Raw genomic sequence first — 24,865 nt, 5'->3', positions numbered from 1 at the left:
AGATTTAAAGTAAAACCTTGAAAACATCGTCATTGCGAGGAACGAAGCAATCTCACAAGAGAAATTAGAGTGCTTCAACTCGCTCAAATCCAGTTTTGCAATGACGGATTCACTCTTAAAAAGTTCTATAGCCCCAAGCTCAATCAGCAATTTAGCAATTAAGCAAAAAAATGAATACAATAAAAAAACTCTGTTTAACCATTTTCAGTATCGCCAGCGCAACACATGTGCAGGCGCAAGATACGGTGCGTTATACAGGAAAAACATTGGTAAATGCCGATTATCATCACGGGCAATTGGCACCGGTGTTGGGCGTACACAGCATGCAAACTTTCAGAGCAAATCGCGAACATCCCGATTTAGCGGAAGGATTTGGCTTTACTTACAATCATGCGCCCATGCTGGCCTATTGGAATAATAAATTTTACATCGAATACTTGAGCGATAAAGTGAGTGAGAGCGTGCCTCCTGGTCAAACGCTTTTGCAATCGTCTAACGACGGATACACATGGACGAAACCGGAAGTAATTTTTCCCATTTATCGCATACCGAATGGCACGAAAAAAGAAGGTCACGAAGGCGTAGCAACTGATTTGGATGCGGTGATGCACCAGCGCATGGGCTTTTACGTTTCTAAAAAGAATGTGTTTTTGGCCTTGGGCTTTTATGGCATTTGTTTAGATGAAAAAGATGACCCAAATGACGGTAATGGAATTGGTCGGGTGGTGCGCGAAATTTTGCCAAATGGTGCTTATGGCCCCATTTATTTCATCCATTACAATCCTAAATGGTCTGAAAGCAATACGAAATATCCCTACTACACTAAAAGTAAAAATAAGGCTTTTGTAGAAGCGTGTAAAGAGTTGTTATCGAATAAGTTAATGACGCAACAATGGAATGAAGAAGCGGATAGAAAGGATCCTTTAATCACGTTGCAAAAACAATACAAAGCATTTAGTTATTATCATTTACCAGATGGAAGGGTAGTAGGACTTTGGAAAAATGCCCTTACAGCCATTAGCAACAATGAAGGCCAGACTTGGCCTGAAAATGCTACGCGTGCACCAGGCTTTGTAAATAGTAATGCTAAAATTTGGGGACAACGAACGGCGGATGGGAAATACGCAACGGTTTACAATCCATCCGAATACAGATGGCCTTTGGCAATCTCAACTAGCGAAAACGGACTGGAATACACCAATCTTTTATTGGTAAACGGCGAAATTTCGCCTATGCGCTACGGTGGGAATTACAAATCGTATGGACCTCAATATGTTCGTGGAATTATTGAAGGAAACGGAAAACCAAAAGATGGAAAATTGTGGGTAACCTACAGCATGAACAAAGAAGATATTTGGATTTCATCAATTCCTTTACCCGTAAAAGATGCCGAGTTGAATCCTGTGAACGAAGATTTTAGTAAAATTCCGGCAGCAAAAGCATTGGATTTTTGGAACATTTACAGTCCGCTTTGGGCTCCTGTAAAAATGGAAAACGCAGCTTTGGTGTTGCGCGATAAAGACCCTTTTGATTACGCAAAGGCGGAACGTTTATTTCCTGCTTCTACAAAGGCTGTGGTTTCTTTTTCGGTAAGTCCTAAACAGGATAAACACGGATTATTAGAAATTGAATTGCAAGATACAAAAGGAACCGCTGCGGTTCGTTTAACGTTCGATACAACGGGTACCATTACCGCAAAAGCGGGCGCACGCTACAAGAATTTCATGAAATATCAGGCAAATGAAAATTACGATATTCAGATAAAGCTAAACACCGCCAACCGCTTTTATACGTTGACGGTTAACGGAAAAGAGGTGCTAACCAGCTTGTCGTTTGTGCCAGTTGCCGAAGTGTCGCGCATTGTTTTTCGCACGGGCGATGTACGTCGCTTTCCGGATGTGGATACCCCTGCCGACCAATATTACGATTTAAAAAATGCAGGAGAATCTGAAAAAGAAGCTGCATATGCTATCAAATACCTTAAAACAGCGAAGTTTTAATGAAGAAATTTATTCCATATACGGTTTTTATAACTGTTTTACTGATAGGATTCTCCTCATCAGCGAAAATATTGTTGCCCCAAATTTTATCCAGCAACATGGTTTTACAACGCGATAAGGAAATCACCATTTGGGGATATGGTGCGGTAGATGAACAGGTCAGTGTACGCTTTGCGAATCAATCGAAAACGACTTTGGCGGATAAAAACGGAGTATGGAAAGTGATTTTTAGCGCAATGAAGGCCACTTCTAAGCCTCAAAGAATGATTATTTCAGGAAGTAATACCGTTGTTTTAGAAAATGTGTTGGTAGGCGAAGTATGGTTGTGTTCCGGTCAATCGAACATGGTATACGAAATGCGCAAGCTGATTAAAATACCCACACCAAAGAATGAAAAAATGGGCTTTCCAAAGAATGCCGTAGCAGAAGCGAAGAACGACAATATCCGCATTTTTTTGGTGAACCGAAAAACGTTGGGCAAGCCAGATTCGGTGCATAAAAGTTGGAGCGTAGCACAAGATTCAGCATTGCGTGCCTTTTCAGTAGCAGGTTATTTCTTTGCAAAGGAATTGCAACAAAAATTGGGTGTTCCGGTTGGGGTAATTTGTTCGGCGGTTAGCGGAAGTGCCATCGAACCTTGGATAGCACCACAAGCATTTAGCCAGGAAGCTTATTTTAACAATCAGAAAGTTGGAAATGACCCGGGTAAATTTTATACGCCCATGATTGAACCTTTAACCAGCTTTAAAATTCGTGGTATACTGTGGTATCAAGGCGAAACCAATTGTTTCTTGAATGAAAATATCAGTTATACCTATAAACTAAAAACCTTAATTACCAGTTGGCGCAAGGCTTGGAAGGAAGAAAATTTGCCATTTTATTATGTGCAAATTGCCCCATTCAGGTATTCAAAAGAGAAAGGAAAAGTAGCTTTAACTGCGGATACAGAACCTGCTTTTTGGGAAGCACAAGCGCAATTAATGCGTTTACCAAATACGGGAATGGTGATAACCACCGATTTAACGGATAGCAATGAAGATTTGCACCCAACGTATAAATGGGAGGTGGGAAGACGTTTATCGCTTTGGGCATTGGCTAAGACCTATGGCAAAAAGATTCCTTTTTCAGGTGCAATGTACCAATCAGTAACGTTTAAAGATGCACATGCGGAATTGGTATTCGATTATTTAGAAGGAAGTAAAGAACCCATTCAAGGTTTTGAAATAGCAGGAGCAGATGGAAAATATTATCCAGCAGATGCTAAAGTGGAAGGAAAGAAGGTAATTGTTTCATCAAAAGAAATAACAAAAGCAGCAAGAGTTCGCTTTAATTGGACCGAATATCCGACTACATTTTTTTATAGCAATGGTTTACCGGCCATGCCATTTAGAACGAATAACCCATTAACCAGTCAATTTAATATCAAGTAATGACGAAAAAGATTTGTGCTTTCATTGGTTTATTATTGCTGTTTCATGCATCAAAAGCGCAACAAACACAAAAAATATATCTATCCGGAACGGGAAATAATCATACAGTAAAATGGGATTTTTTCTGCACCAAAGGGATGAATAGCGGAAAATGGAGCAGCATTGCTGTACCCTCAAATTGGGAATTGCAAGGTTTTGGAAAGTACGATTACGGTTTTGCAAAAGACAGCATCCGTGGAAAGGAAGAAGGCTTATACAAACATACCTTTCTTGTTCCGCAGAACTTGAAAAACAAACAAGTAAACATTGTTTTTGAAGGCTCAATGACCGATACCGAAGTGAAAATTAACGGTCAATTGGCTGGTGAAGTTCATCAAGGGGCTTTTTATGTATTTAAATACGATATTTCTAGGTTATTGAAATACGGAGAGGAAAATTTATTGGAAGTAAAGGTTTCAAAACATTCGGCTAATCAATCGGTAAATGAAGCAGAAAGAAAGGCCGATTTTTGGATTTTTGGGGGGATTTTTCGTCCCGTTTATTTGGAAGCTTTACCGCTGAATCATTTAGATCGTGTTCAAATAGATGCAAAGGCAAACGGTCAGTTTGCGGCTAAGGTTACCTTTGCCGGCGGTGCCGATAAAGTAGAAGTTCAATTAAGTAGCCAGAATGGTCAAGCTTTCGGCTCAAAAATAAGTGTCAACGCGCAAAAGGGGAATAATACGGTTTGGTTAAAACAGCTTTTTTCTAATCCTAAGCTGTGGTCAAGCGAATTCCCTAATTTGTATACAGCTACCTTTTCGTTGATAAAGAATGGAAAAATAAGTCACACCATTCGCCAAAAAATTGGATTTCGGACGGTTGACGTTCGAGAACGTGATGGCGTGTATGTGAACGGAACCAAGATGAAATTCAAAGGAACCAATCGACACTCTTTTTATCCCTCATCAGGACGAACCACCAGTAAAGAAATTAGCATTGCCGATGTTTTGCTCATGAAAGAAATGAACATGAATGCCGTACGTATGTCGCATTATCCTCCAGATGGTCATTTTTTAGCGGTTTGCGATTCGTTGGGTTTATTTGTAATGGATGAATTAGCAGGCTGGCATGGGTATTATAACACCCCAACCGGCAGTAAATTGCTAAAAGAGATGATGCAGCACGATGAAAATCATCCGTCAATCGTATTTTGGGCAAATGGAAATGAAGGTGGACATAACCGCGCGTTAGACCCTTTATTTCATCAGGAAGATATTCAAAAACGTCCAGTCATTCATCCATGGGAAATTTTTGGTGGATTTGAAACAACCCATTACCGCGATTACAATTACGGAATAGGGATATACGATTATGGGCACAATATTTTAATGCCAACGGAGTTCTTGCATGGAATGTACGATGGCGGTCAAGGTGCCGGTTTGGAAGATTATTGGAAAGCGATGTGGAATAATCCACAATCTGCTGGTGGTTTTCTGTGGAATTTTGCCGATGAAGGGGTGGTGCGCACCGATAAAAATGGCGAAATTGATGTAAACGGTAATCAAGCTCCCGATGGAGCCTTGGGGCCTAATCATGAGAAAGAAGGGAGTTTTTATACCATCAAAGAAGTTTGGAGTCCTGTTTTTATCGAGAAAAGAGAAATTACACCTGCTTTTGATGGCGTTTTTCAACTAGAAAATCGGTATAATTTTACCAATCTAAATCAATGTAAATTTAACTGGAAACTACAGGAATTAAATTCAGGTAAAGCCAAAAGTATAACTGGAACGGCGCTTTCATCGTCCATTAAACCTTTTGAAAAAGGAACACTTAGAATTAATCTTCCTAAAGGCTGGTCAAGTTATGATGTATTGTATTTGACAGCATTATCGCCCGATGGCAAAGAAATTTTTACCTGGAGTTATCCAATTACATTACCGAAAGCAGAAGCTGCAAAAATAGTGTCGAAGAAAGGTACAGCAAAAGTAGACGTTCAAGAATTGGACTCTACCTACCAAGTGTCTGCAAATAACATTCAGTTACGCTTTCATAAAACTACCGGAATGTTGCTAAGCGTACAAAACGCGAAAGGTGTAATCCCGTTTGGCAATGGACCAATTTTGCAAGAAGGAGCAAACAATTTCAAGAATTTTAGTCTTACCCAAATGGGTGATAGCGTGGTAATTACCTCTAAATTTGATAAGAAAGAAAGCTATAATACGTTAAAATGGGTAATCTATGCATCGGGTTGGCTAAAAATGCAGGTAGATTATTTTCCATCGGCGTACTTTACCAATTTTGTGGGCGTCAATTTTTCGTATCCTGAAAGTGAAATAAAAGGCGTTGAATACAAAGGAAATGGGCCGTACCGTGTGTGGAAAAACCGCATGAAAGGAAATCAATTTGGAATCTGGAAAAAGGACTACAACACATCCGAAACGGGAGAAGCACCTTTTGAATACCCTGAGTTTAAGGGCTATTATTCGAATTTGTACTGGTGCAAAGTGATTGGGAAAAGTCAAGAATTTAAGGTGGTAACCGACCGTGAAGATGTGTTTTTACGTTTGTTTACGCCGAAAAAACAAAAAGATACCGAGTGGCAAAATTACAATGCAATGTTTCCAAGCGGAGATATTTCATTTATGAACGGTATATCACCTATCGGGACGAAAACACAAAAACCAGAAACAACCGGCCCAATGGGGATGAAACACGTATTTTACGATTTTGAAAAAGAACCAAGCAGAGCCTTAAACATGACTCTGTATTTTGATTTTTCGGGCAAATAATTTAAAATTTTAAATCTCATAGGTTTTTAAAACCTATGAGATTTGTAAAAAAAAACAGCTAATGAAACAGTATCTATTGATTATTGGCTTTTGTATACTCTACATGCAACAGCTTGTGGCGCAGGTAGCGGTAAAAAATACCACTTGCGAAACTTTGGTTAATCCAATGGGGATTGATATCGTAAACCCTCGCTTTGCTTGGAATATGGTATCCGATAAACGCAATGTGCTGCAAACGGCTTATCATATTTTAGTGGCTTCATCTGCCGATAAATTAAAAAATAATGAGGGAGATTTATGGGATTCGGGGAAAATTGATGCGGACAAATCCATTTTGATTAGCTACGCTGGAAAAGAACTGAAAAGCCGGATGCACTGCTTTTGGAAGGTAAAAGTTTGGACCAATGTGGGCGAAAGTGCTTGGTCTGAAAACAATTTCTTTAGCATGGGCTTGTTAAATTATAAAGATTGGCCTAAGGGATGGATTGGCTTTGATCGTGCTTTTCCTTGGGATAATATGACCACGGATTCGCGCTTATCTGCCCGGTATTACCGTAAAGAATTTCAATCGAGCAAGGAAATTAAGTATGCGACCGTTTCTATTGCCGGATTAGGTTTGTATGAGTTATTCATCAACGGTAAAAAGGTGGGAAACGATGTGTTATCGCCAAGCGCTACCGATTATACCCAAAATGTAAAGTACAACACCTATGATGTAACGTCCTATGTAAAAACGGGTAAAAACGCGATTGGAGCAGTTTTGGGGAATGGTAGGTTTTTCGCGATGCGTCAACACAGTAAGCCCTATAAAATTAAAACATTTGGCTTTCCAAAGCTGTTGGCCAATCTCCAGCTTGTGTATAATGATGGTTCAACGGCGAATATTGATACCGACGATTCTTGGAAAGGAACAGCCGATGGGCCTATTCGTGCCAACAATGAATATGATGGTGAAGAATATGACGCCAACAAAGAAATGAAAGGCTGGAATGCTGTTGGTTTTGATGATGGCAAATGGTTAAAGGCCGAGTTTGTGCAAGAACCTACAGGTACCTTGGAAGCGCAAATGAATGAAAATATGCAGGTTATGCAAACGTTAAAACCCGTTTCTATAAAAAAACTTTCTGATGGAAGGTATATTTTAGATATGGGCCAAAACATGGTTGGCTGGTTGCAAATAAAGGTTAAAGGCGTTAAAGGAAAACAAATTAAACTTCGTTTTGGAGAATCCTTGCAAGAAAATGGAGAGCTTTTTACCGTCAATCTACGCGATGCAAAATGTACTGATTTATACACGTTAAAAGGAGAAGGAGAAGAAATTTGGGAACCAACGTTTGTGTATCGTGGGTTTAGATTTGTAGAACTCTCGGGTTATACCTACCAGCCTTCCATCAACGATTTTACAGGAAAACACATTTACGATAACATCAAAACTATTGGAACTTTTGAAAGTTCGAATGCTTTATTGAATAAGATTTTCACAAATTCTTGGTGGGGAATTTCTGGCAACTATAAAGGTATGCCTTTAGACTGTCCGCAAAGAAATGAGCGTCAGCCTTGGCTGGGCGACAGAGGGGAAGTAAGCTATGGTGAAAGCTTTTTGTTCGATAATACGCGTCTTTACACCAAATGGTTGGCTGATATTCGGTATGCGCAGAAAGAAGACGGGGCAATTCCAGATGTAGCACCTGCTTTTTGGCGCTATTACAGCGATAACATGTCCTGGCCGGGAACAATTGTGTTAACCGCCAATATGATTTACCAACAATCGGGTGATAAAAAGGTTATAGCCGACAATTACCCCGCAATTAAAAAATGGTTGAGCTATATGCAAACCCGCTATATGGCAGACTACATTTTAACCAAAGATAGTTATGGCGATTGGTGTATGCCTCCTGCCACTATTGAAGAAGGAAGAGGGAAAAGTGCGGATAAAAAATATCCTTCGGTATTAATATCAACGGCTTATTATTACCATTTCACGCAGATAATGATGCAGTTTAGCAAACTTTTGAATCAGGAAGAAGATTATAAAATGTATGAAAGCTTAGGTAAAAATATAAAAGAAGCCTTTAACAAGAAGTTTTATACTGGAAAAGGGTATTACGCAAACAATGCCTTAACCGATAACATTATTCCGTTGTATTTTGGAATGGTACCGGAGAATCAGGTGGAAACGGTTTTTAAAAACATCGAACATACCATTGAAGTTATCAATAAAGGACATTTAAGTAACGGATTAGTAGGGATTCAATGGTTAATGCGGAGTTTAAATAAGTATGGTCGACCTGATTTGGCCTATACCATTGCGACACAAAAAACCTATCCAAGTTGGGGCTATATGATCGAGAATGGAGCAACAACCATTTGGGAACTATGGAATGGTGATACGGCTCATCCTAAAATGAATTCGCAAAATCATGTGATGATGCTTGGCGACTTACTCATTTGGTATTACGAAAATCTGGCGGCGATAAAAGCAGCAACACCCGGTTTTAAACAAATAATTATGAAACCTGAGCTGATAAACGGTTTGAATCATGTGAAAGCCTCTTATCGCTCTGCGTATGGAGTTATAAAAAGTAATTGGACTAAAACAGGGCAGAAGTTCTCATGGAAAATGACCATTCCGCCAAACACAACAGCTGTGGTGTATTTCCCAACAAAAAGAAAAGAATCGCTTTCAGAAAAAACGGAGGCAATGAGCAAGTTTAAATTTTTGAGGGAGGAAGCCGATAGAACCGTGTATGAAATTGGTTCAGGTGATTATACCTTTCAAATGGATATGAAATAAAAACGATATGAAAAGAAATAGTTTAAAGGGAATACTAAGCTTGGTGCTGTTTTTTGCCGTTGGGATACAGGCAAATGCACAGGTAGAAAAGTGGCAAATGGGTGTTGTAAAGCAAGAGTTTTTATACGAAACAGCGCCTTTTCCATCTTGCCATTCGGCAACGATAGCCGAAACCCCAACAGGCTTGGTTGCCGCTTATTTTGGTGGTACAAAAGAACGTAATCCGGATGTAGAGATTTATATCAGTCGATTTGTGGATGGTAAATGGCTGGCGCCCGTTTCGGCAGCAAATGGTAAAATGCCTGATGGAACACGTTTACCAACCTGGAATCCGGTTTTGTATCAAGTGCCGGGTGGAGATTTACTTTTGTTTTATAAAATAGGCCCAAAACCATCAGAATGGTGGGGATTAATGCGTAGCTCAAAAGATGGCGGAAAAACTTGGTCTGAGGCTACTAAATTGCCTAATGACAATATTGGTCCTGTAAAAAATAAACCTGTTTTAGTAAGTAATGGGAATTTATTTGCACCATCAAGTCGTGAAGGAAATGGTTGGAAAATTCATTTTGAAGTAACGAAAGATAACGGTAAAACCTGGCGTACTGTGGGGCCTATCGCAGGCGATGATATTAAAGCTATTCAACCAAGTATTCTGCAATATGGAAATGGAAAATTGCAAATTTTAGCACGTACAGCCAATCGCGCCATTGTTGAATCATGGTCGTATGATAACGGAGAAACATGGTCGCCATTAGCCAAAACAAGTTTGCCTAATAATAACTCTGGAACGGATGCTGTAACCATGCAAGATGGCCGACAAGTATTGGTGTATAACCATGTGTTGCCTCCAGGCACGCTCGCAAAAGGAGCGCGCACACCATTAAATGTTTCTGTATCAAAGGATGGTGTAAATTGGTCTGCAGCGTTAATTTTAGAAGATTCTCCTATCAGTCAATATTCTTATCCAGCTGTGATTCAAACGAAAGATGGGATGCTGCATTTCATCTATACTTGGCGGAGAGAAAAAATTAAGCACGTGGTGGTTGACCCTTCAAAATTAAAATTGAAGAAAATTAAAGATGGCGTATGGCCAAAAATGAAAGGGTACACGGCGCCGGTAGTTACCGAAACTAAAAGCGAAGAGGGCTAGTCTATGAATAAGCCAACTCAAATCAGCGTATACAAGCAGCGAAGCAATCGCCTTAAAGGGAGTATCAAAAACCTTTTTTTGGCTTTAAATCTGCTATTCCTTAGTTTTTCTTCGGTATATGCGCAAGTGCAAAACTCCGATACCCAATACCGCAAACCGCTCGAAGAAGTGCTTAAATCGGTTGAAACCAAGTTTGGCGTGAAAATTAAGTACACGGCAGAACAGGTAAAAGACAAATGGGTAAATTATGCCGATTGGCGTTTTAGAACCACGGCGGACCAAACCTTAACCAATGTGTTGGCTCCCCTTGATATGAAAGTAAACAAGGAAAAAGAAAAGGTTTATAAATTAAAAGAATACGAATATTATCGCTGGAATGTACAAGACGGTTGGGCCTATCTCGACAGTTTGGCAACTAAATACCACGATAAGGAGAGCTTTGAACAACGAAAAGCAGTTATTAAGGCGCAACTATACCAAGCGGTTGGTTTAGGGAAAATGCCTGAAAAACCTCAATCGAAGCCAATTATTACCGCGAAAAGAATTTTTGATGGTTACTCAGTAGAGAACATTGCGATTGAAATTTTACCAGGTGTTTGGGTAAATGGTTCGATGTACAAACCTTTGCACACAAAAGGCAAAATTCCGGTTGTGTTAAGTCCGGATGGGCATTGGGAAAAACAACGTTTCCGTCCCGATTGTCAGTTAAGATGTGCCACTATTGCCCGAATGGGAGCCATGGCATACAGTTTTGATTTGTTTGCTTGGGGCGAATCGATGTTGCAATTTAAATACGAAGACCATCGCAGCAGCTTAGCACAAACCATTCAAACCTTAGGGGCCATACGCATTTTGGATTACGTATATAATTTGAAAGAAACGGATAAAAGCCGAATCGCAATAAGCGGAGGTTCTGGTGCCGGAAGTCAAACGGTTTTAATGAGTGCGATGGACGACCGGATTACGCTAAGTGCTCCGGTGGTGGCGATGTCTTCCTACTTTTATGGAGGTTGCCCATGTGAAAGCGGCATGCCGATTCATGCCTGCGGTGGTGGAACCGATAATGTAGAATTAGCTGCTTTATTTGCACCAAAACCACAATTAATTGTATCTGATGGAGGCGATTGGACAGCAGAAACCCCACAACATGATTTTCCGTATTTGCAAGAAATATACGGCTATTATGGAGCAAAGAATCAAGTAGAAAACGTACATCTACCAACTGAACGCCACGATTTTGGCATCAACAAACGCATTGCTTTATATGATTTTTTAGTGAAAAATTTTAAGCTAAATGCCCAAGCCGTGAAAGGAACTGATGGTAAATACGATGAAAGTAAATGCACCATCGAAAAGGAAACAGCTCTGTATGTTTTCGGAGAAAAGGGAGAGAAATTACCTAAAAATGCTGCCATGGGACTAGAAGCATTGGAAAAATTAATGACATCAACCCAACAGTAATCGATTGAAAAAACCACAAACAACATGAACATTCAACCAACCAACCGTCGTACTTTTATTCAGCAAATAGCCCTCTTGGGGACAGCTTTTTTATTGCCAAATCAGTTGGTTTTAGCTGCAGCTAAGAAAAGTACCTACAAAATTGGACTCATCGATTTGATGCTTTTAAAACGCCAAAAATTGGGTGCAATTCAATTAACAAAAGATATTGGTGCCGATGGTCTTGAAATTGATATGGGTGGCTTGGGCGATAGAGAAACCTTCGACAATAAGCTGGCAGACCCTGCTATCCGCCAAGAGTTTTTGGATGCCGCAAAGAAGTTAAACATTGAAATTTGTTCTTTAGCGATGACCGGTTTTTATGCACAATCATTTGCCACGCGACCAACCTATCAAAAAATGCTGCAGGATTGTATCGATACCATGAAAGTTATGGGTGTAAAAGTTGGTTTTTTGCCTTTAGGTGTGCAATGTGATTTAGTAAAAAATCCAGAATTACGTCCGGCAATTGTTGAACGTTTAAAAGTGGTAGGGAAAATGGCAGAAAAGGCCAATGTTGTCATAGGCATCGAAACTGCTTTAGATGCAAAAGGAGAGTTGACTTTGTTAAAAGATATCAATTGTAAACACATAAGGAGCTATTTTAATTTCTCCAATGCGCTTAAAAATGGCCGCGATGTGAGTGAGGAACTGCGCATTTTAGGCAAGAAATACATTGTGCAAATTCACGGAACAAACGACGATGGTGTTTGGTTGCAAAACGATCCGAAAGTAAACATGCCTGAGATAAAAAAGGCATTGGATAGCATGGGTTGGAGCGGTTGGATTTTAGTAGAACGATCAAGAGATGCGACTAAACCGCGCGATGTAAAAGGAAATTTTGGCGCCAATACAGCGTATTTAAAATCTATTTTTCAAGCGGGATAACATTTTATGAAGCAGATACCTTTTCTTTTCTTAGCGTTTTTCCTACTTTTTTTTAGCCTGAACGTATTGGCTGCCGATATTTATATTTCAACTAAAAATGGATCAGACCGTAATGCCGGCACCAAAGAAAAACCACTTTATTCGTTGCAGATGGCCTTACGCAAGGCGCGCGAGCTACGCAGAATCAAGCATGCATCAACACAAAATGGAATTAAGATTTGGATTGAAGGAGGCGTGTATACCCTTGAAGAAGCAATTTTACTCTATCCAGAAGACTCCGGAACACCAGAGAGTCCAACGGAAATTTGTGCCATTCCAAATGCTTCTGTCATTTTTAGTGGTGGAAATGTTATTTCAAATTGGAAAAGAGTAAACACACATGTATCGGGTTTACCAAAAGCAGCTGAAGGAAAAGTATGGGAAGCTACGGTACCTAGTCATGATAATCAGAGCTTTCTTTTTAGACAGTTGTGGGTAAATGGGAAAAAAGCAGTTTGGGCGAAAAATGAAGACGGTAACAATATGGGCCGTATTTTATCCTGGAATTCGGAAAAGCAGACCTGCAAAATTCCGTTACCTAAAAACATCGATATTACCCATATAAAAGGCATGGAGATGCTCATTCAACAATGGTGGGCGATTGCAAACTTACGTGTTAAAAGTGTAAAAGTAATTGGAAATGAAGCGGAGTTGTCTTTCATGCAACCCGAAAGCAGAATTCAATCGGAGCATCCTTGGCCAGCACCTTGGATTTCGGACAAAACAGGAAATTCGGCTTTTTATTTAACCAATGCCATCCAATTTTTGAACCAACCCGGCGAGTGGTTTGAAGATGTAAAGAACAACAAAGTATATTACTGGCCGCGAGAAGGAGAAAATATGCAGCAGGTCCATGTCGTTGCTCCCTTTCTTGAAAATCTACTCAAAATAGAAGGAACGCTCGATAATCCGGTTCATAACATCATTTTTAAAGGGATATCCTTTCAACACGCGAGCTGGTTACGTCCTTCCAAAGTAGGACATGTACCTCATCAGGCTGGGATGTATATGCTAGATGCCTATAAAATTGATCCTCCGGGAACTCTTGATAAACAAGATTTAGAAAATCAAGGCTGGGTGGGAAGACCAGCAGCAGCGGTTTTTGTGCGCAACGGCAATCACATCGATTTTTTAGCCTGCCAATTTAAACACATGGCTTCTACCGCACTCGATTATGAGAAGGGAACACACAATAACCGTATCGAAGGTAATTTATTTAAAGATATTGGCGGTTCGGGAATTTTAATGGGTGTTTTTTCTGACGAAGCAACTGAGGTACACCTACCATATAATCCATCCGACCAACGCGAGGTTTCGAGTAATAATCTGATTCAAAATAATTTAATAACCGATGTAACCAATGAAGATTGGGGCTGTGTGGGCATAGGAGCAGGATACGTGCGTGGAATAAAAATCCTAAACAATGAAGTAAACAATGTTTCCTACACCGGGATTAGCGTGGGTTGGGGTTGGACAAAAACGCTGAACGCCATGAAAAATAACCTGATAAGCAGAAACAAAGTACATCATTATGGTAAGCATTTATACGATGTGGCTGGAATTTATACGCTTTCTGCTCAACCAGAATCGTTTATAACAGAAAATTATATCGACAGTATTTACCATGCACCGTATGCGCATTTACCAGAGCATTGGTTTTATTTGTATACTGATGAAGGCTCTTCTTATTTAACGGTTAAAGACAACTGGACACCCTCTGGAAAGTTCCTTCAAAACGCCAATGGACCTGATAATGTTTGGCAAAACAATGGGCCTGTGGTGGCAGATAGTATTAAAAATAATGCAGGTTTACAGAAAAATTATCAATATTTATTAAGAGATAATACACCTGTTTCTCAAACAAGAGCAGTAAATCAAATAGAAAATAAAAAGGTAGTGATTGAAACCATTTTTTCGGGACAAAAATTACCTACAAAATCAACAATTCGTCGATTTGCGAAAGCGAATAATTTAGCAAATTCTTCTGTTTATGTGTGGAATAACCGCATGTTGGTGTACACCAATTTTTCAAATTTTGCGACGATTCAAAAATCATTGAAACAGCAGTTTAAGCACCTAACCGTTAAACTTTACGATAACATGTTTTATGATTTTAATCGTGAAAAGAATTGCGGAGAAAAGCCTGTAAAGGAATGGGATAATATCATTTTATCGGCCAATTTGGTCAAGGACTATAAGTTGCAAAAAGAATATTTGAAATACCATGCAAGCCAGTTTGAGAAGTGGCCAGAAGTTTCGAAAGGCTTTTGCAATGCCAATTTTCAGCAATTGGTCATTTATAGAAATGGACGTCAGCTCATGTTAATCATCAGCATCCCGAAAGGAGAAAATTTGGATAAATTAAATCCAAAAACAACAGAAAATAATCCTCGGGTGGATGAATGGAATGCGCTAATGAAAAAGTATCAAGAAGGAATTGATGGAACGAAACCCGGTGAAACCTGGGTGTTTTTTAAACCTATAAACGAATTATAAAATTACAAACCATGTTAAGATTAGGCATTTTAGGCTTGGGTGAAGGAAGAAGTACCATATCGGCCGCTTTATCGAGTAAAAAATTTAAATTGATTCAAATCTGCGACGCTAATGAAGAATTGTGCAAAGAGCGCGCGCTGGAATTCGATTTTCAGAATTATACCACCCGTTATCAAGATTTATTGGATAACGAGAAAATTGATGTTATTGCCATTTATACGCCCGACCATCTGCATTTTGAGCACATTAAAATGGCCTTGCAACACCATAAACATGTCATTTGCACCAAGCCTTTTATCGACGATTTAGGACACGCCAATGAATTGCTTCAAATAGCGAAATCAACGCGTAAAAGTATTTTTGTAGGGCAAAGCTCACGCTTTTTTGAACCTGCTATGCGTCAACGTAAAGATTTTGAAGCTGGTTTAATCGGTGATTTAATTACCATTGAAAGTCATTACCATGCGGACCATCGTTGGTTTTTGGAGAAGGGCTGGTCGTTAAAACAATCGTTTAAATGGTTGTATGGAGGTTTAAGTCATCCAGTTGATTTTATTCGTTGGTATTTACCCAACATCGAAGAAGTAATGGGCTATGGTATGTTGAGCAGCAACGGGAAAAATGCAGGTTTAAAGAACCAAGATACCATGCACTTTATTTTCAAAGCGAGCGATGGACGCATTGCCCGGGTAAGTGGAGCCTATACTGGCCCAACACAGCCAGCCAGTCGCGATAGCGGAATGACCTGTATTTTACGATGCACGGAAGGCGCTAGCCAGGCTGATTACCATGAATTGCGGTATGCGGTAACGGATAAAACCGGCGAAGAAAAAATCATTGTTTGGGGAGATTCAACTTTAAAGCATTATTTCCGTTTCGAAGGCCAAAGTCATCATGCCGGAGAGTACCAAAATTACCTCGATTATTTTGCCGATTGCCTTAATAACCAAACGACCGCTTACCCCGATTTAAAAGAAGGCATCGGTACCATCGCATTGTTGCAAGCCATGGACCGCTCGCTGGATACCGGCTTTCCCGTAAAAATTGCCGATATTTTAAAAGAATATTCAATCGCTGCAGCAGAACTAGAACGCTAAAACCATAATCAACCTAAACCTAACCAAATGCATTCAATAGTAGAAAAATTAACCAATTTAGACTACCTCATTGTCGTCGTATACCTTGTTGTTTTAATGATAATAGGGTACCGGGCCAGTTTTTCTAAAAAAGAGAAAAATGATGAAAATTTGTTTTTAGCCAATAAATCCTTGGGCTGGGCAAGTATTGGTTTTAACATGTGGGGAACCAATGTTGGTCCATCTATGTTGTTAGCCTTTGCTAGTATTGGCTACACAACAGGCATTGTAGCAGTCAATTTCGATTGGTATGCCTTTATTTTTCTGTTTTTACTGGCCATTGTATTTGCACCAAAATACTTGGCCATGAAGGTCAATACCATGCCCGAGTTCATGGGCAAGCGCTACGGCGATTCCACTCAAAATATTTTGGCTTGGTACGCCCTTGTCAAAATATTAATTTCCTGGTTGTCATTGGGGTTGTTTGCAGGTGGTTTTTTGGTTCGTCAAATTTTAGGAATCCCCATGTGGCAATCGGTAACAGTGTTGGTGGCTTTTGCAGGGTTATTTACTTTTTTTGGAGGATTAAAAGCGATTGCCAAAGTAAACGTCTTTCAAATGATTTTATTAATTGTGGTGTCCTTAATACTCACAATTTTAGGCTTGTACAAAGTAGGAGGAATTTCGGCCTTATATCAGAAAACTCCTCCACATTATTGGAATTTAATACAGCCCGCTAGCGACCCAAAATATCCGTGGTATGCCATTTTACTGGGATATCCTGTAGCTGCGGTTGCTTTCTTTTGTACGGATCAATCCATGGTGCAATCGGTGTTAGGAGCTAAAAACTTAGAACAGGGACAACTTGGTGTAAGTTTCATCGGTTGGCTAAAAATATTGTCATTGCCACTTTTTATCGTTACCGGGATTTTGTGTTATGTGCTTTTTCCGGGTTTAAAAGAACCAGATTTAGCCTATATGACCATGGTTACCAATTTGTTTCCTCCAGGGATGAATGGACTCGTGATCGTGGTTTTAATTGCCGTTTTGGTCGGTACCATTGGCTCTTCACTAAACTCATTGAGCACGGTGTTTACCATGGATGTTTACGTAAAGAACATTAATCCAAATGCAAGCAAAAAGCAAATTGTCAATATTGGGCGCTTGACCGTGGTAGTGGGCTGTATTTTGGCGGTTCTGATGGTTTTAGCCATCGATAACATCAAAGGTCTCAATTTATTTGATGTTTTTCAATCTGTGTTAGGCTTTATTGCTCCGCCTTTATCGGTGGTGTTTTTAATCACTGTTTTTTGGAAAAGGACCACCAAAAGAGCTGTTAATTTTACCCTTTCTGTAGGTTCAATTTTAAGTTTGGCCGTTGGAGTCTGTTATCTCTGGATATATCCTCCTAAAGACTTTGATTTTTGGCCACATTATTTGATATTATCTTTCTTGATTTTTGTAGGCTTATTGTTGCTCGCAATTTTAATTTCGATATTCGATACAGCACCAACTGTTTATGTAGAAACAGCATCCGATAAGGCAGAAATTGAAAAACCAACCAAAAATGTGTGGATTTCGTGGATTGCTTTAACCATTGTGATGATTATATTATACCTTTTCTTTAACGGACATTAATTTAAATAATATGAAACGCTTATATACAAAAATAGTTATGCTGTTCTGCATCGTTTTATGGGGCTTCGTGGAGCCAGTGGCGGCGCAAAAAGCCTCTTGGATTTGGTATCCAGGCGATTTTGATATCTACATGGCTAATAACATGCAAAATCGTCGGACAGAAAGAGGAGCTTTTTTTCCGGTGTTTTGGAAAATGGATAGCCATTACGTTTTAGTCGATTTTCACAAAGAATTTACTTTAAGCGAAGCCGAAGATGTAAACCTATATGTAGAAGGAACGTACAACGTTAAAATTGATGGACAGGCGCTAGCTGGATTTCCTAAAACGGTACATATCCCGGCAGGAAAGCATAAATTAAGCTTAAAAGTGTACAATCAAGCCCATGTTCCGGCAATTTTTGTGCAAGGGAAAAAGGTATATTCTGATGATACTTGGTTAACCACCTTCGAAGATAAAGAGTGGATTGATGCGAGCGGAAAAACCTCCGATAAATCGGGGACAACCTTTGTATCGGCTGGCTCTTGGGGTTTAGATAATCCATTGCTTGCCCCATCAAAGTTCAAGCTACCAACAGTGGCTGCATCGGCAGTGAAGGTAGAGAAAGTTGCAAAAGGAGCAGTGGCCGATTTTGGTAAGGAAACCTTCGGTTTTATCAAATTACACGGTTTAACAGGGAAAGGAAAGTTATCCATTTATTACGGTGAATCGAAAGAAGAAGCCCTATCAACCGATAAATGTGAAACGTTGGACTATTTAGACCTGAACCTAGCCAATAAAAAAGACTCAATTATTCCGCTATCAAAAGCCTTCCGCTATGTGCATTACCAAAGCGAGGGGAGCGTTTCGCTTGATTCTGTATCCATGTTGTACGAGTATGCTCCCGTTACCGAACGCGGAAGTTTTAAATCATCTGATGCCGAGCTTAACCGCATTTACGACGTAGCAAAATATACGTTTCACCTAAATACGCGTGAGTTTTTTATTGATGGAATAAAACGCGACCGGTGGGTGTGGAGTGGCGATGCGTACCAAAGTTATTTGATGAATTATTACTCCTTTTTTGATGCCCCAACGGTAAAAAGAACCTTATTGGCACAGCGTGGAAAAGATCCGGTTACGGCACACATCAACACCATTATGGATTATTCTTTTTATTGGTTTTTAGGTATTTACGATTATTATAAATACACAGGCGATAAAAAATTTGTAGAAGATGTGTACCCTCGCATGAAAACCTTAATGACGTATATTGATAATCGCCGAAATAAAGATGGATTACTGGAATGGATGCCTGGCGACTGGATTTTTATTGATTGGGCTGATAAATTAAGCAAAGAAGGAGAAGTGAGCTTTGAGCAATTACTTTACGCCCGAAGCTTGGAAACGATGGCTCTTTGTGCAAAATTAGCCAACGATACTGAATCTGCTGAAGCCTACGCAAAACACTCTAATGAGATAAAAGACAAGCTTTTTAATTGGTATTGGAATCCACAAAAGCATGCCTTGGTACACAGTCGAATTGATGGAAAACAAACCGATAATGTGACTCGTTACGCCAATATGTTCGGTATCTTTTTCGATTATTTTAGTCAAGAGCAAAAGCAAGAAGTAAAAGAACACGTGCTTTTAAACGATAAAATCAATAAAATTACTACGCCATACATGCGTTTTTACGAGTTGGAGGCCCTTTGCGCCATGGGAGAGCAGGATTACGTATTAAAAGAGATGAAAAATTATTGGGGAGGGATGTTAAAACTCGGCGCTACTTCTTTTTGGGAGGAATACAATCCGGATAAGAGTGGGACAGAACATTTGGCTATGTACGGTCGTCCTTTCGGAAAAAGTTTGTGTCATGCTTGGGGCGCCAGTCCGATTTATTTGTTGGGTAAATATTATTTAGGTATAAAGCCCACTTCGCCAGGTTATGAAAGCTACACTATCGAACCAACTTTAGGTGGCTTAGCCTGGATGCAAGGAACAGTTCCCACTCCAAACGGCGATATTTCGGTATACTGCAACACAAAAGAAATTAAAGTTAAATCGGCCACGGGAACCGGAAAATTGCGCTTCAAAAGTAAATCAAAACCCGTTTCAAATATGGGTAAAATGATAGAAATTGAAAAAGGCTTGTATGAGTTGGAAATAGCCAAAGGACAAGAGTACCGGGTGAAATATAAAGCTTAAAAGGCTTTAAACCTTATAGGTTTTTAAAACCTATAAGGTTTTTATTACTGTCTACAAACCAATCCGTTGCTCAATTTTTTTAACGCATTTATAGCCTTCGCTTAAGATCACGTCATTATCAATGTTTTTGCCAATATTTAAGGCACTTAACATCGACACGGTTAAACAAGCAATAATGCCGTTATCACTCGACTGACCAATAGGAATGGAAATATCCGTAACCCCTTGTGCCAAATCGCTGGTTTTTAAATAGGCTCCAGTTTCGCGTATAGTATCTAATGAAACCAAAAAATCTTCTTGCTGTGATTTTCCAAATTTTTTAAAAATAGCATTATTTCGGAGGGTAGTACTGCGTTCGTGAGCCGGCATATAGGCCAACAAAACTTTACCAGATGCGGTTAAAGGCAAAGGAAATAAGTTTCCTTCTTCAATGGATAGGGCAATAGGACCCGGACTTTTCGCGTGCATCACCACCATCACCTGATTCATATATAAAATACTTAAATGGCACGATTGCTTCACGGTATTGGCCAATTCTTCCAATGGATACTGAGCCGCTTTACGCAATTCATCAATGGGAGAGTGGCGGTGCGATAAGTAAAAAAGCTTAAGCGATAAACGGTATTTCCCAGAAACTTCATCACGTAAGATATAACCGCGACTTTCCAAACTCATTAACATACGGTATATTTCATTCGGACTTTTATCGATACCTGTGGCAATTTCAGTTTGAGAAAGCGGAATAGATTGAGAAGAGAGATATTCCAAGATATCGAGGCCCTTGTCGAGCGCCGGAGCCTGATATTTTGATTCTTTTTCTTTCATAAAAAGCTTAATTTGGTTGTGGTAAGTTTAAAATTCAAACATACAAAATGCTTTCAAATATACATCTTCATTAAGAAGGTATTTAATGCAAGATAATTGTTTTCATATTTAAAAAAAACATTTATATTTGAATTAATTGAAGATTGATAGTTTAGTGTCAATTGAATAACTAACCAAATGTCGCTTTAGAATAGAATTTGGCTCTGGCCGATACACGTATGAGTAGATTGTTAATTTTCTGTTTACTGATTGTTTTGAGCAAAAGTGTTGTAGCTCAAAAACTAAGTGTTTATGCGATGAGTTGCGAATATCGTCAAAATCCGAGTGGAATTGATATCAAAGCGCCTCATTTGAGTTGGAAAATTCAATCCAATCAGAAGAATTGCTTGCAAAGGGCCTATCAAATTTTAGTAGCCGATAATCCAGCGAGCTTAAAAGCAAATAAAGGGAATATTTGGGACTCAAAGAAGATACAGTCAGCTCAATCAATTGAAGTAGCCTACAAAGGATTGACTTTAGTCGCCACCAAAAAATATTATTGGAAAGTAAAAGTTTGGGACAATCAAAATAATCTAGCCGAAAGTCAGACGGCTACATGGCAAATGGGATTGCTTCATGAAAGTGATTGGAAAAATGCCAAATGGATAGCGTATGAAAAGTTACCCGATTCAAACTTAAATATCCTTCCTACGGATGGAAAAAAAGATACCTACAAAGGCAATAACGTATTGCCCATGCTTCGTAAGGAATTTACAGCCAACAAAGCTATAAAAAGTGCTACCTTATTTATTTCTGGATTGGGACATTTTGAAGCCAGTTTAAATGGTCAGAAGATTGAGGATAATTTTCTGGAACCAGGATGGGCCAAGTACGACAAAGAAGCACTATATGTAAGTTACAATGTATTAAAATACCTCAAGCAAGGCAAAAATGCTTTAGGTGTGCTTTTGGGAAATGGGTTTTACTATGTTCCGCCAGTAAGCGGACGATACCGAAAACTTAAAGTAGCTTTTGGTTATCCAAAAATGATTTGTCGCCTGTTGGTCGAATACACTGATGGTACCAGCAGTAATGTAGTGAGTAACCAAAGCTGGAAAACAGCGCCTTCGCCCATTACTTTTTCAAGTATTTATGGGGGAGAAGATTACAATGCCACTTTGGAACAAAATGGATGGAATCAAACTTCGTTTAACGATCAGAATTGGAAAAATGCCATGGAAGTTGATGGAGTTCCTTTGCACGCGCAAAAAGCCGAGCCGGTTAAAAAGTTTGAGCAATTTGCAGCAAAAAGCATCAACAAGGTCGCGAATGGAGAATGGGTATACGATTTAGGGCAAAATTCCTCAGCAATTATTGAGTTAAAAGTTCGTGGTAACAAAGGAGATACCATTCGCATTACACCAGCAGAATTAATAAAAGAGGACGGTTCTGTTACGCAAAAGAACATAGGTGCTCCTTCGTATTTTACCTATATTCTAAAAGGTGATGGATTGGAAATCTGGCAACCACGATTCTTTTACACCGGATTTCGTTATCTACAAGTGAAAGGCGGAGTACCACAGGGAAAAGAAAATGCATCCCGAAAAGCGGTTATTGAAGACTTAAAAGGTATACATGTACGCAATGCAGCTCAAATAGTAGGTGAATTTAAAACATCGAACGATTTGTTTAATAAAACCTTCAACCTTATAAATTGGGGAATTAAAAGCAATATGGTGAGTGTTTTTACCGATTGTCCGCACCGCGAAAAATTAGGTTGGTTAGAAGAGCTGCATTTAATGGGAAGCTCTGTTCGGTATAATTACAATGTGGCTCCCTTGTTTAAGAAATCATTGAGCGATATGCGCAATTCGCAAACTGCGGATGGATTAATTCCGGAGATTTCACCAGAATATGTAAAGTTTGAATGGGGCGGAGATATGTTTCGCGATTCTCCTGAATGGGGAAGCAGCGGGATTCTAATGCCTTGGTATTTGTATCAATGGTATGGTGATAAACAAACCATGGCCGATTATTATGGTATGATGCAAGCCTATATCACGTATTTAGGTAAAAAGGCCAATAACCATATTCTATCACAAGGTTTAGGCGATTGGTACGATTTAGGACCTAAGCCGCCAGGTGTTTCGCAATTAACGCCAATGGGAATTACCGGTACTGCCATTTATTATTATGACTTGCAAATTTTAACCAAAATTGCCACTTTGTTGGGTAAACCAAATGATGCCACGGCTTATAAAAAATTGGCAGCGGATGTTCGAAAAGCATTTAATGATAAATTTTTCAACCCTGAAACAAAGCAGTATGGCAGCGGTAGTCAGGCAGCAAATGCCATGGCCGTGTACATGGAATTGGTTGAGCCAAAATATAAAGAAGCTGTGGTGAATAACCTTGTAAAAGACATTCGCGAACGCAATAACAGTTTAACTGCAGGCGATATCGGTTACCGCTATGTTTTGCGTGTGCTGGAGGATGCGGGTAAATCGGATGTTATTTTCGACATGAATAGTCGTTCGGATGTTCCGGGGTATGGTATGCAATTGGCAAAAGGAGCAACCGCTTTAACGGAAAGTTGGGCAGCTTTGCCAACCGTTTCTAACAATCACTTTATGCTGGGGCATTTAATGGAATGGTTTTACAGTGGAATAGGCGGCATTCAACAACAAGAAAATTCCATCGCATTTAATAAAATTAAGATACATCCAGAGCCGGTAGGCGATTTAACCGAAGCCAAAACAAATTACAATTCTCCATACGGCATCATTGAAAGCCATTGGAAAAAGAAAAAAGATACTTTTTGGATGCAGGTAACAATCCCAGTAAATACCACAGCAGCGGTTTATTTACCCGCAAAAGAAGGTCAAAAAGTATACAATGAAAAGGCCGAGCAAATTTCCTCGGCAGTATTGGAAAATAACCGACTAAAAGTGAACATCGGTTCTGGAAATTATCAATTTAACGTACGCTAATGAAAATAGAGGCATTCATTTTATTGTTATTTATCGCCTTAACAGGTAAAGCACAGCAAGCAAAAAATACTGTTTCAGATGTGGAAATGAAGCAAATTTATGAGGAAGTGAAAACTCCTTACAAATACGGATTGGTGCTTGTTCCTGGCGATGTGGAACATAAAATGGATTGTCCAACCATCTTCAAAAAAGGAAAGAAATGGTACATGACCTATCTCATTTATAGCGGACGTGGCTATGAAACCTGGTTGGCTACCAGCGATGATCTATTGCATTGGAAAAACGAAGGAAAGCTATTGTCTTTTGGTGATGCCAATCATTGGGACGATAACCAAAAAGCGGGCTACAATGCCTTAACGGATTTAACTTGGGGAGGAAATTATGCCTTGAGCAAGTACGCCGGAAAGTACTGGATGTCGTATTTTGGAGGTAAGGAAAAAGGATATGAAACAGAACCTTTATCAATCGGCATGGCCTATACCACTAAAAAACCTTGGAAAGCACATGAATGGAATAGATTGGAACAACCGATTTTAACCGCATCGGATGCAGATGTACGTTGGTGGGAAAACCGAAATAAATTATTCAAAAGTTCCGTGATTGAAGATAAAGAACGCTTGACTGGCCATCCCTTTGTAATGTATTACAATGCCGTGGGCGATTCATTGGCAAATAATAAGAAAACTCGTTGGTACGAGCGTATTGGAATGGCGGTTTCAGATGATATGGTTCATTGGAAACGATTTCAAAAAGATCCGGTAGTACATCATCCAGTAGGAATTACAGGCGATGGCGTGATTCAAAAAATTAACAATACCTATGTAATGTTCTATTTTGGCGCATTTTGGCAAGATAGAAAGGGTGCTTTCAATCGCTTTGCGGCATCTAAAGATTTAGTGAACTGGACCGATTGGACAGGCGAAAATTTAATTCAATCGTCTGAAAAATACGATGAGTTATATGCACATAAATCGTTTGTATTAAAGCATAAAGGTATTGTTTATCATTTTTATTGCGCTGTAAATAAGAACGATCAACGTGGAATTGCTGTGGCAACATCCAAAGATTTAGGTAAAAGTAAGGTAGAATTTGTAAACAAATAGA

General features: G+C 39.4%; 14 protein-coding genes. 13 read left to right on the top strand and 1 reads right to left on the bottom strand.

Annotated features, from left to right (window positions below; all coding sequences use genetic code 11):
- Positions 1-170 precede the first annotated feature (170 nt).
- The 11 genes from ACJVDK_RS06195 (at position 171) to ACJVDK_RS06145 (ending at position 19,967) form a co-directional block, all read left to right on the top strand.
- A complete protein-coding gene (locus ACJVDK_RS06195) occupies positions 171-2,000 on the top strand; it encodes a six-hairpin glycosidase (protein ID WP_443939415.1) in 1,830 nt (609 codons plus the stop codon).
- Positions 2,000-3,430 carry a sialate O-acetylesterase gene (locus tag ACJVDK_RS06190; RefSeq protein WP_443939414.1) on the top strand — a complete coding sequence of 477 codons (1,431 nt, stop codon included), beginning with the start codon at positions 2,000-2,002 and terminating at the stop codon, positions 3,428-3,430. The genes ACJVDK_RS06195 and ACJVDK_RS06190 overlap by 1 nt, the downstream gene beginning before the upstream one ends.
- On the top strand, positions 3,430-6,201 hold the full coding sequence (locus ACJVDK_RS06185; RefSeq protein WP_443939413.1) for a glycoside hydrolase family 2 TIM barrel-domain containing protein: 2,772 nt from the start codon (positions 3,430-3,432) through the stop codon (positions 6,199-6,201). The genes ACJVDK_RS06190 and ACJVDK_RS06185 overlap by 1 nt, the downstream gene beginning before the upstream one ends.
- Positions 6,202-6,262: 61 nt before the next feature.
- On the top strand, positions 6,263-8,995 hold the full coding sequence (locus ACJVDK_RS06180) for a family 78 glycoside hydrolase catalytic domain (RefSeq protein ID WP_443939412.1): 2,733 nt from the start codon (positions 6,263-6,265) through the stop codon (positions 8,993-8,995).
- A gap of 7 nt (positions 8,996-9,002) precedes the next feature.
- A complete protein-coding gene (locus tag ACJVDK_RS06175; protein WP_443939411.1) occupies positions 9,003-10,145 on the top strand; it encodes a sialidase family protein in 1,143 nt (380 codons plus the stop codon).
- Positions 10,146-10,148: 3 nt separating this feature from the next.
- The gene (locus ACJVDK_RS06170) at positions 10,149-11,606 is read left to right on the top strand and encodes an alpha/beta hydrolase family protein (protein WP_443939410.1); all 1,458 of its coding nucleotides are present in this window, start codon (positions 10,149-10,151) and stop codon (positions 11,604-11,606) included.
- Between the two features lie 24 nt (positions 11,607-11,630).
- Entirely contained in the window at positions 11,631-12,533 is a 903-nt protein-coding gene (locus ACJVDK_RS06165; RefSeq protein ID WP_443939409.1) for a sugar phosphate isomerase/epimerase family protein, read from the top strand.
- A gap of 6 nt (positions 12,534-12,539) precedes the next feature.
- Positions 12,540-15,068, top strand: a complete 2,529-nt coding sequence (locus ACJVDK_RS06160) for an L-rhamnose mutarotase (RefSeq protein ID WP_443939408.1) — start codon at positions 12,540-12,542, stop codon at positions 15,066-15,068.
- Between the two features lie 11 nt (positions 15,069-15,079).
- Positions 15,080-16,165 (top strand): Gfo/Idh/MocA family protein, encoded by a 1,086-nt coding sequence (locus tag ACJVDK_RS06155; protein ID WP_443939407.1) that lies wholly within the window; start codon positions 15,080-15,082, stop codon positions 16,163-16,165.
- A 27-nt stretch (positions 16,166-16,192) separates the two neighbouring features.
- Positions 16,193-17,782: a sodium:solute symporter family transporter gene (locus tag ACJVDK_RS06150; RefSeq protein ID WP_443939406.1), complete on the top strand. Its 1,590-nt coding sequence runs from the start codon at positions 16,193-16,195 to the stop codon at positions 17,780-17,782.
- Between the two features lie 10 nt (positions 17,783-17,792).
- Positions 17,793-19,967 carry an alpha-L-rhamnosidase-related protein gene (locus ACJVDK_RS06145; protein WP_443939405.1) on the top strand — a complete coding sequence of 725 codons (2,175 nt, stop codon included), beginning with the start codon at positions 17,793-17,795 and terminating at the stop codon, positions 19,965-19,967.
- 51 nt (positions 19,968-20,018) lie between these two features.
- On the opposite strand, the gene ACJVDK_RS06140 is transcribed toward ACJVDK_RS06145, so the two are convergent.
- Positions 20,019-20,792, bottom strand: coding sequence for an IclR family transcriptional regulator (locus ACJVDK_RS06140; RefSeq protein ID WP_443939404.1), 774 nt, complete (start codon positions 20,790-20,792; stop codon positions 20,019-20,021).
- Positions 20,793-21,010: 218 nt separating this feature from the next.
- Here ACJVDK_RS06140 and ACJVDK_RS06135 point away from each other — a divergent pair, with 218 nt between their 5' ends.
- Positions 21,011-23,761 (top strand): family 78 glycoside hydrolase catalytic domain, encoded by a 2,751-nt coding sequence (locus ACJVDK_RS06135; protein ID WP_443939403.1) that lies wholly within the window; start codon positions 21,011-21,013, stop codon positions 23,759-23,761.
- Positions 23,761-24,864, top strand: coding sequence for a glycosylase (locus ACJVDK_RS06130; protein ID WP_443939402.1), 1,104 nt, complete (start codon positions 23,761-23,763; stop codon positions 24,862-24,864). The genes ACJVDK_RS06135 and ACJVDK_RS06130 overlap by 1 nt, the downstream gene beginning before the upstream one ends.
- Position 24,865: the final 1 nt, after the last annotated feature.

Source organism: Pedobacter paludisoli (genome assembly GCF_052344095.1).
Classification (GTDB): Bacteria; Bacteroidota; Bacteroidia; order Sphingobacteriales; family Sphingobacteriaceae; genus Pedobacter.
This window is presented reverse-complemented; position numbering and strand designations above follow the sequence as displayed.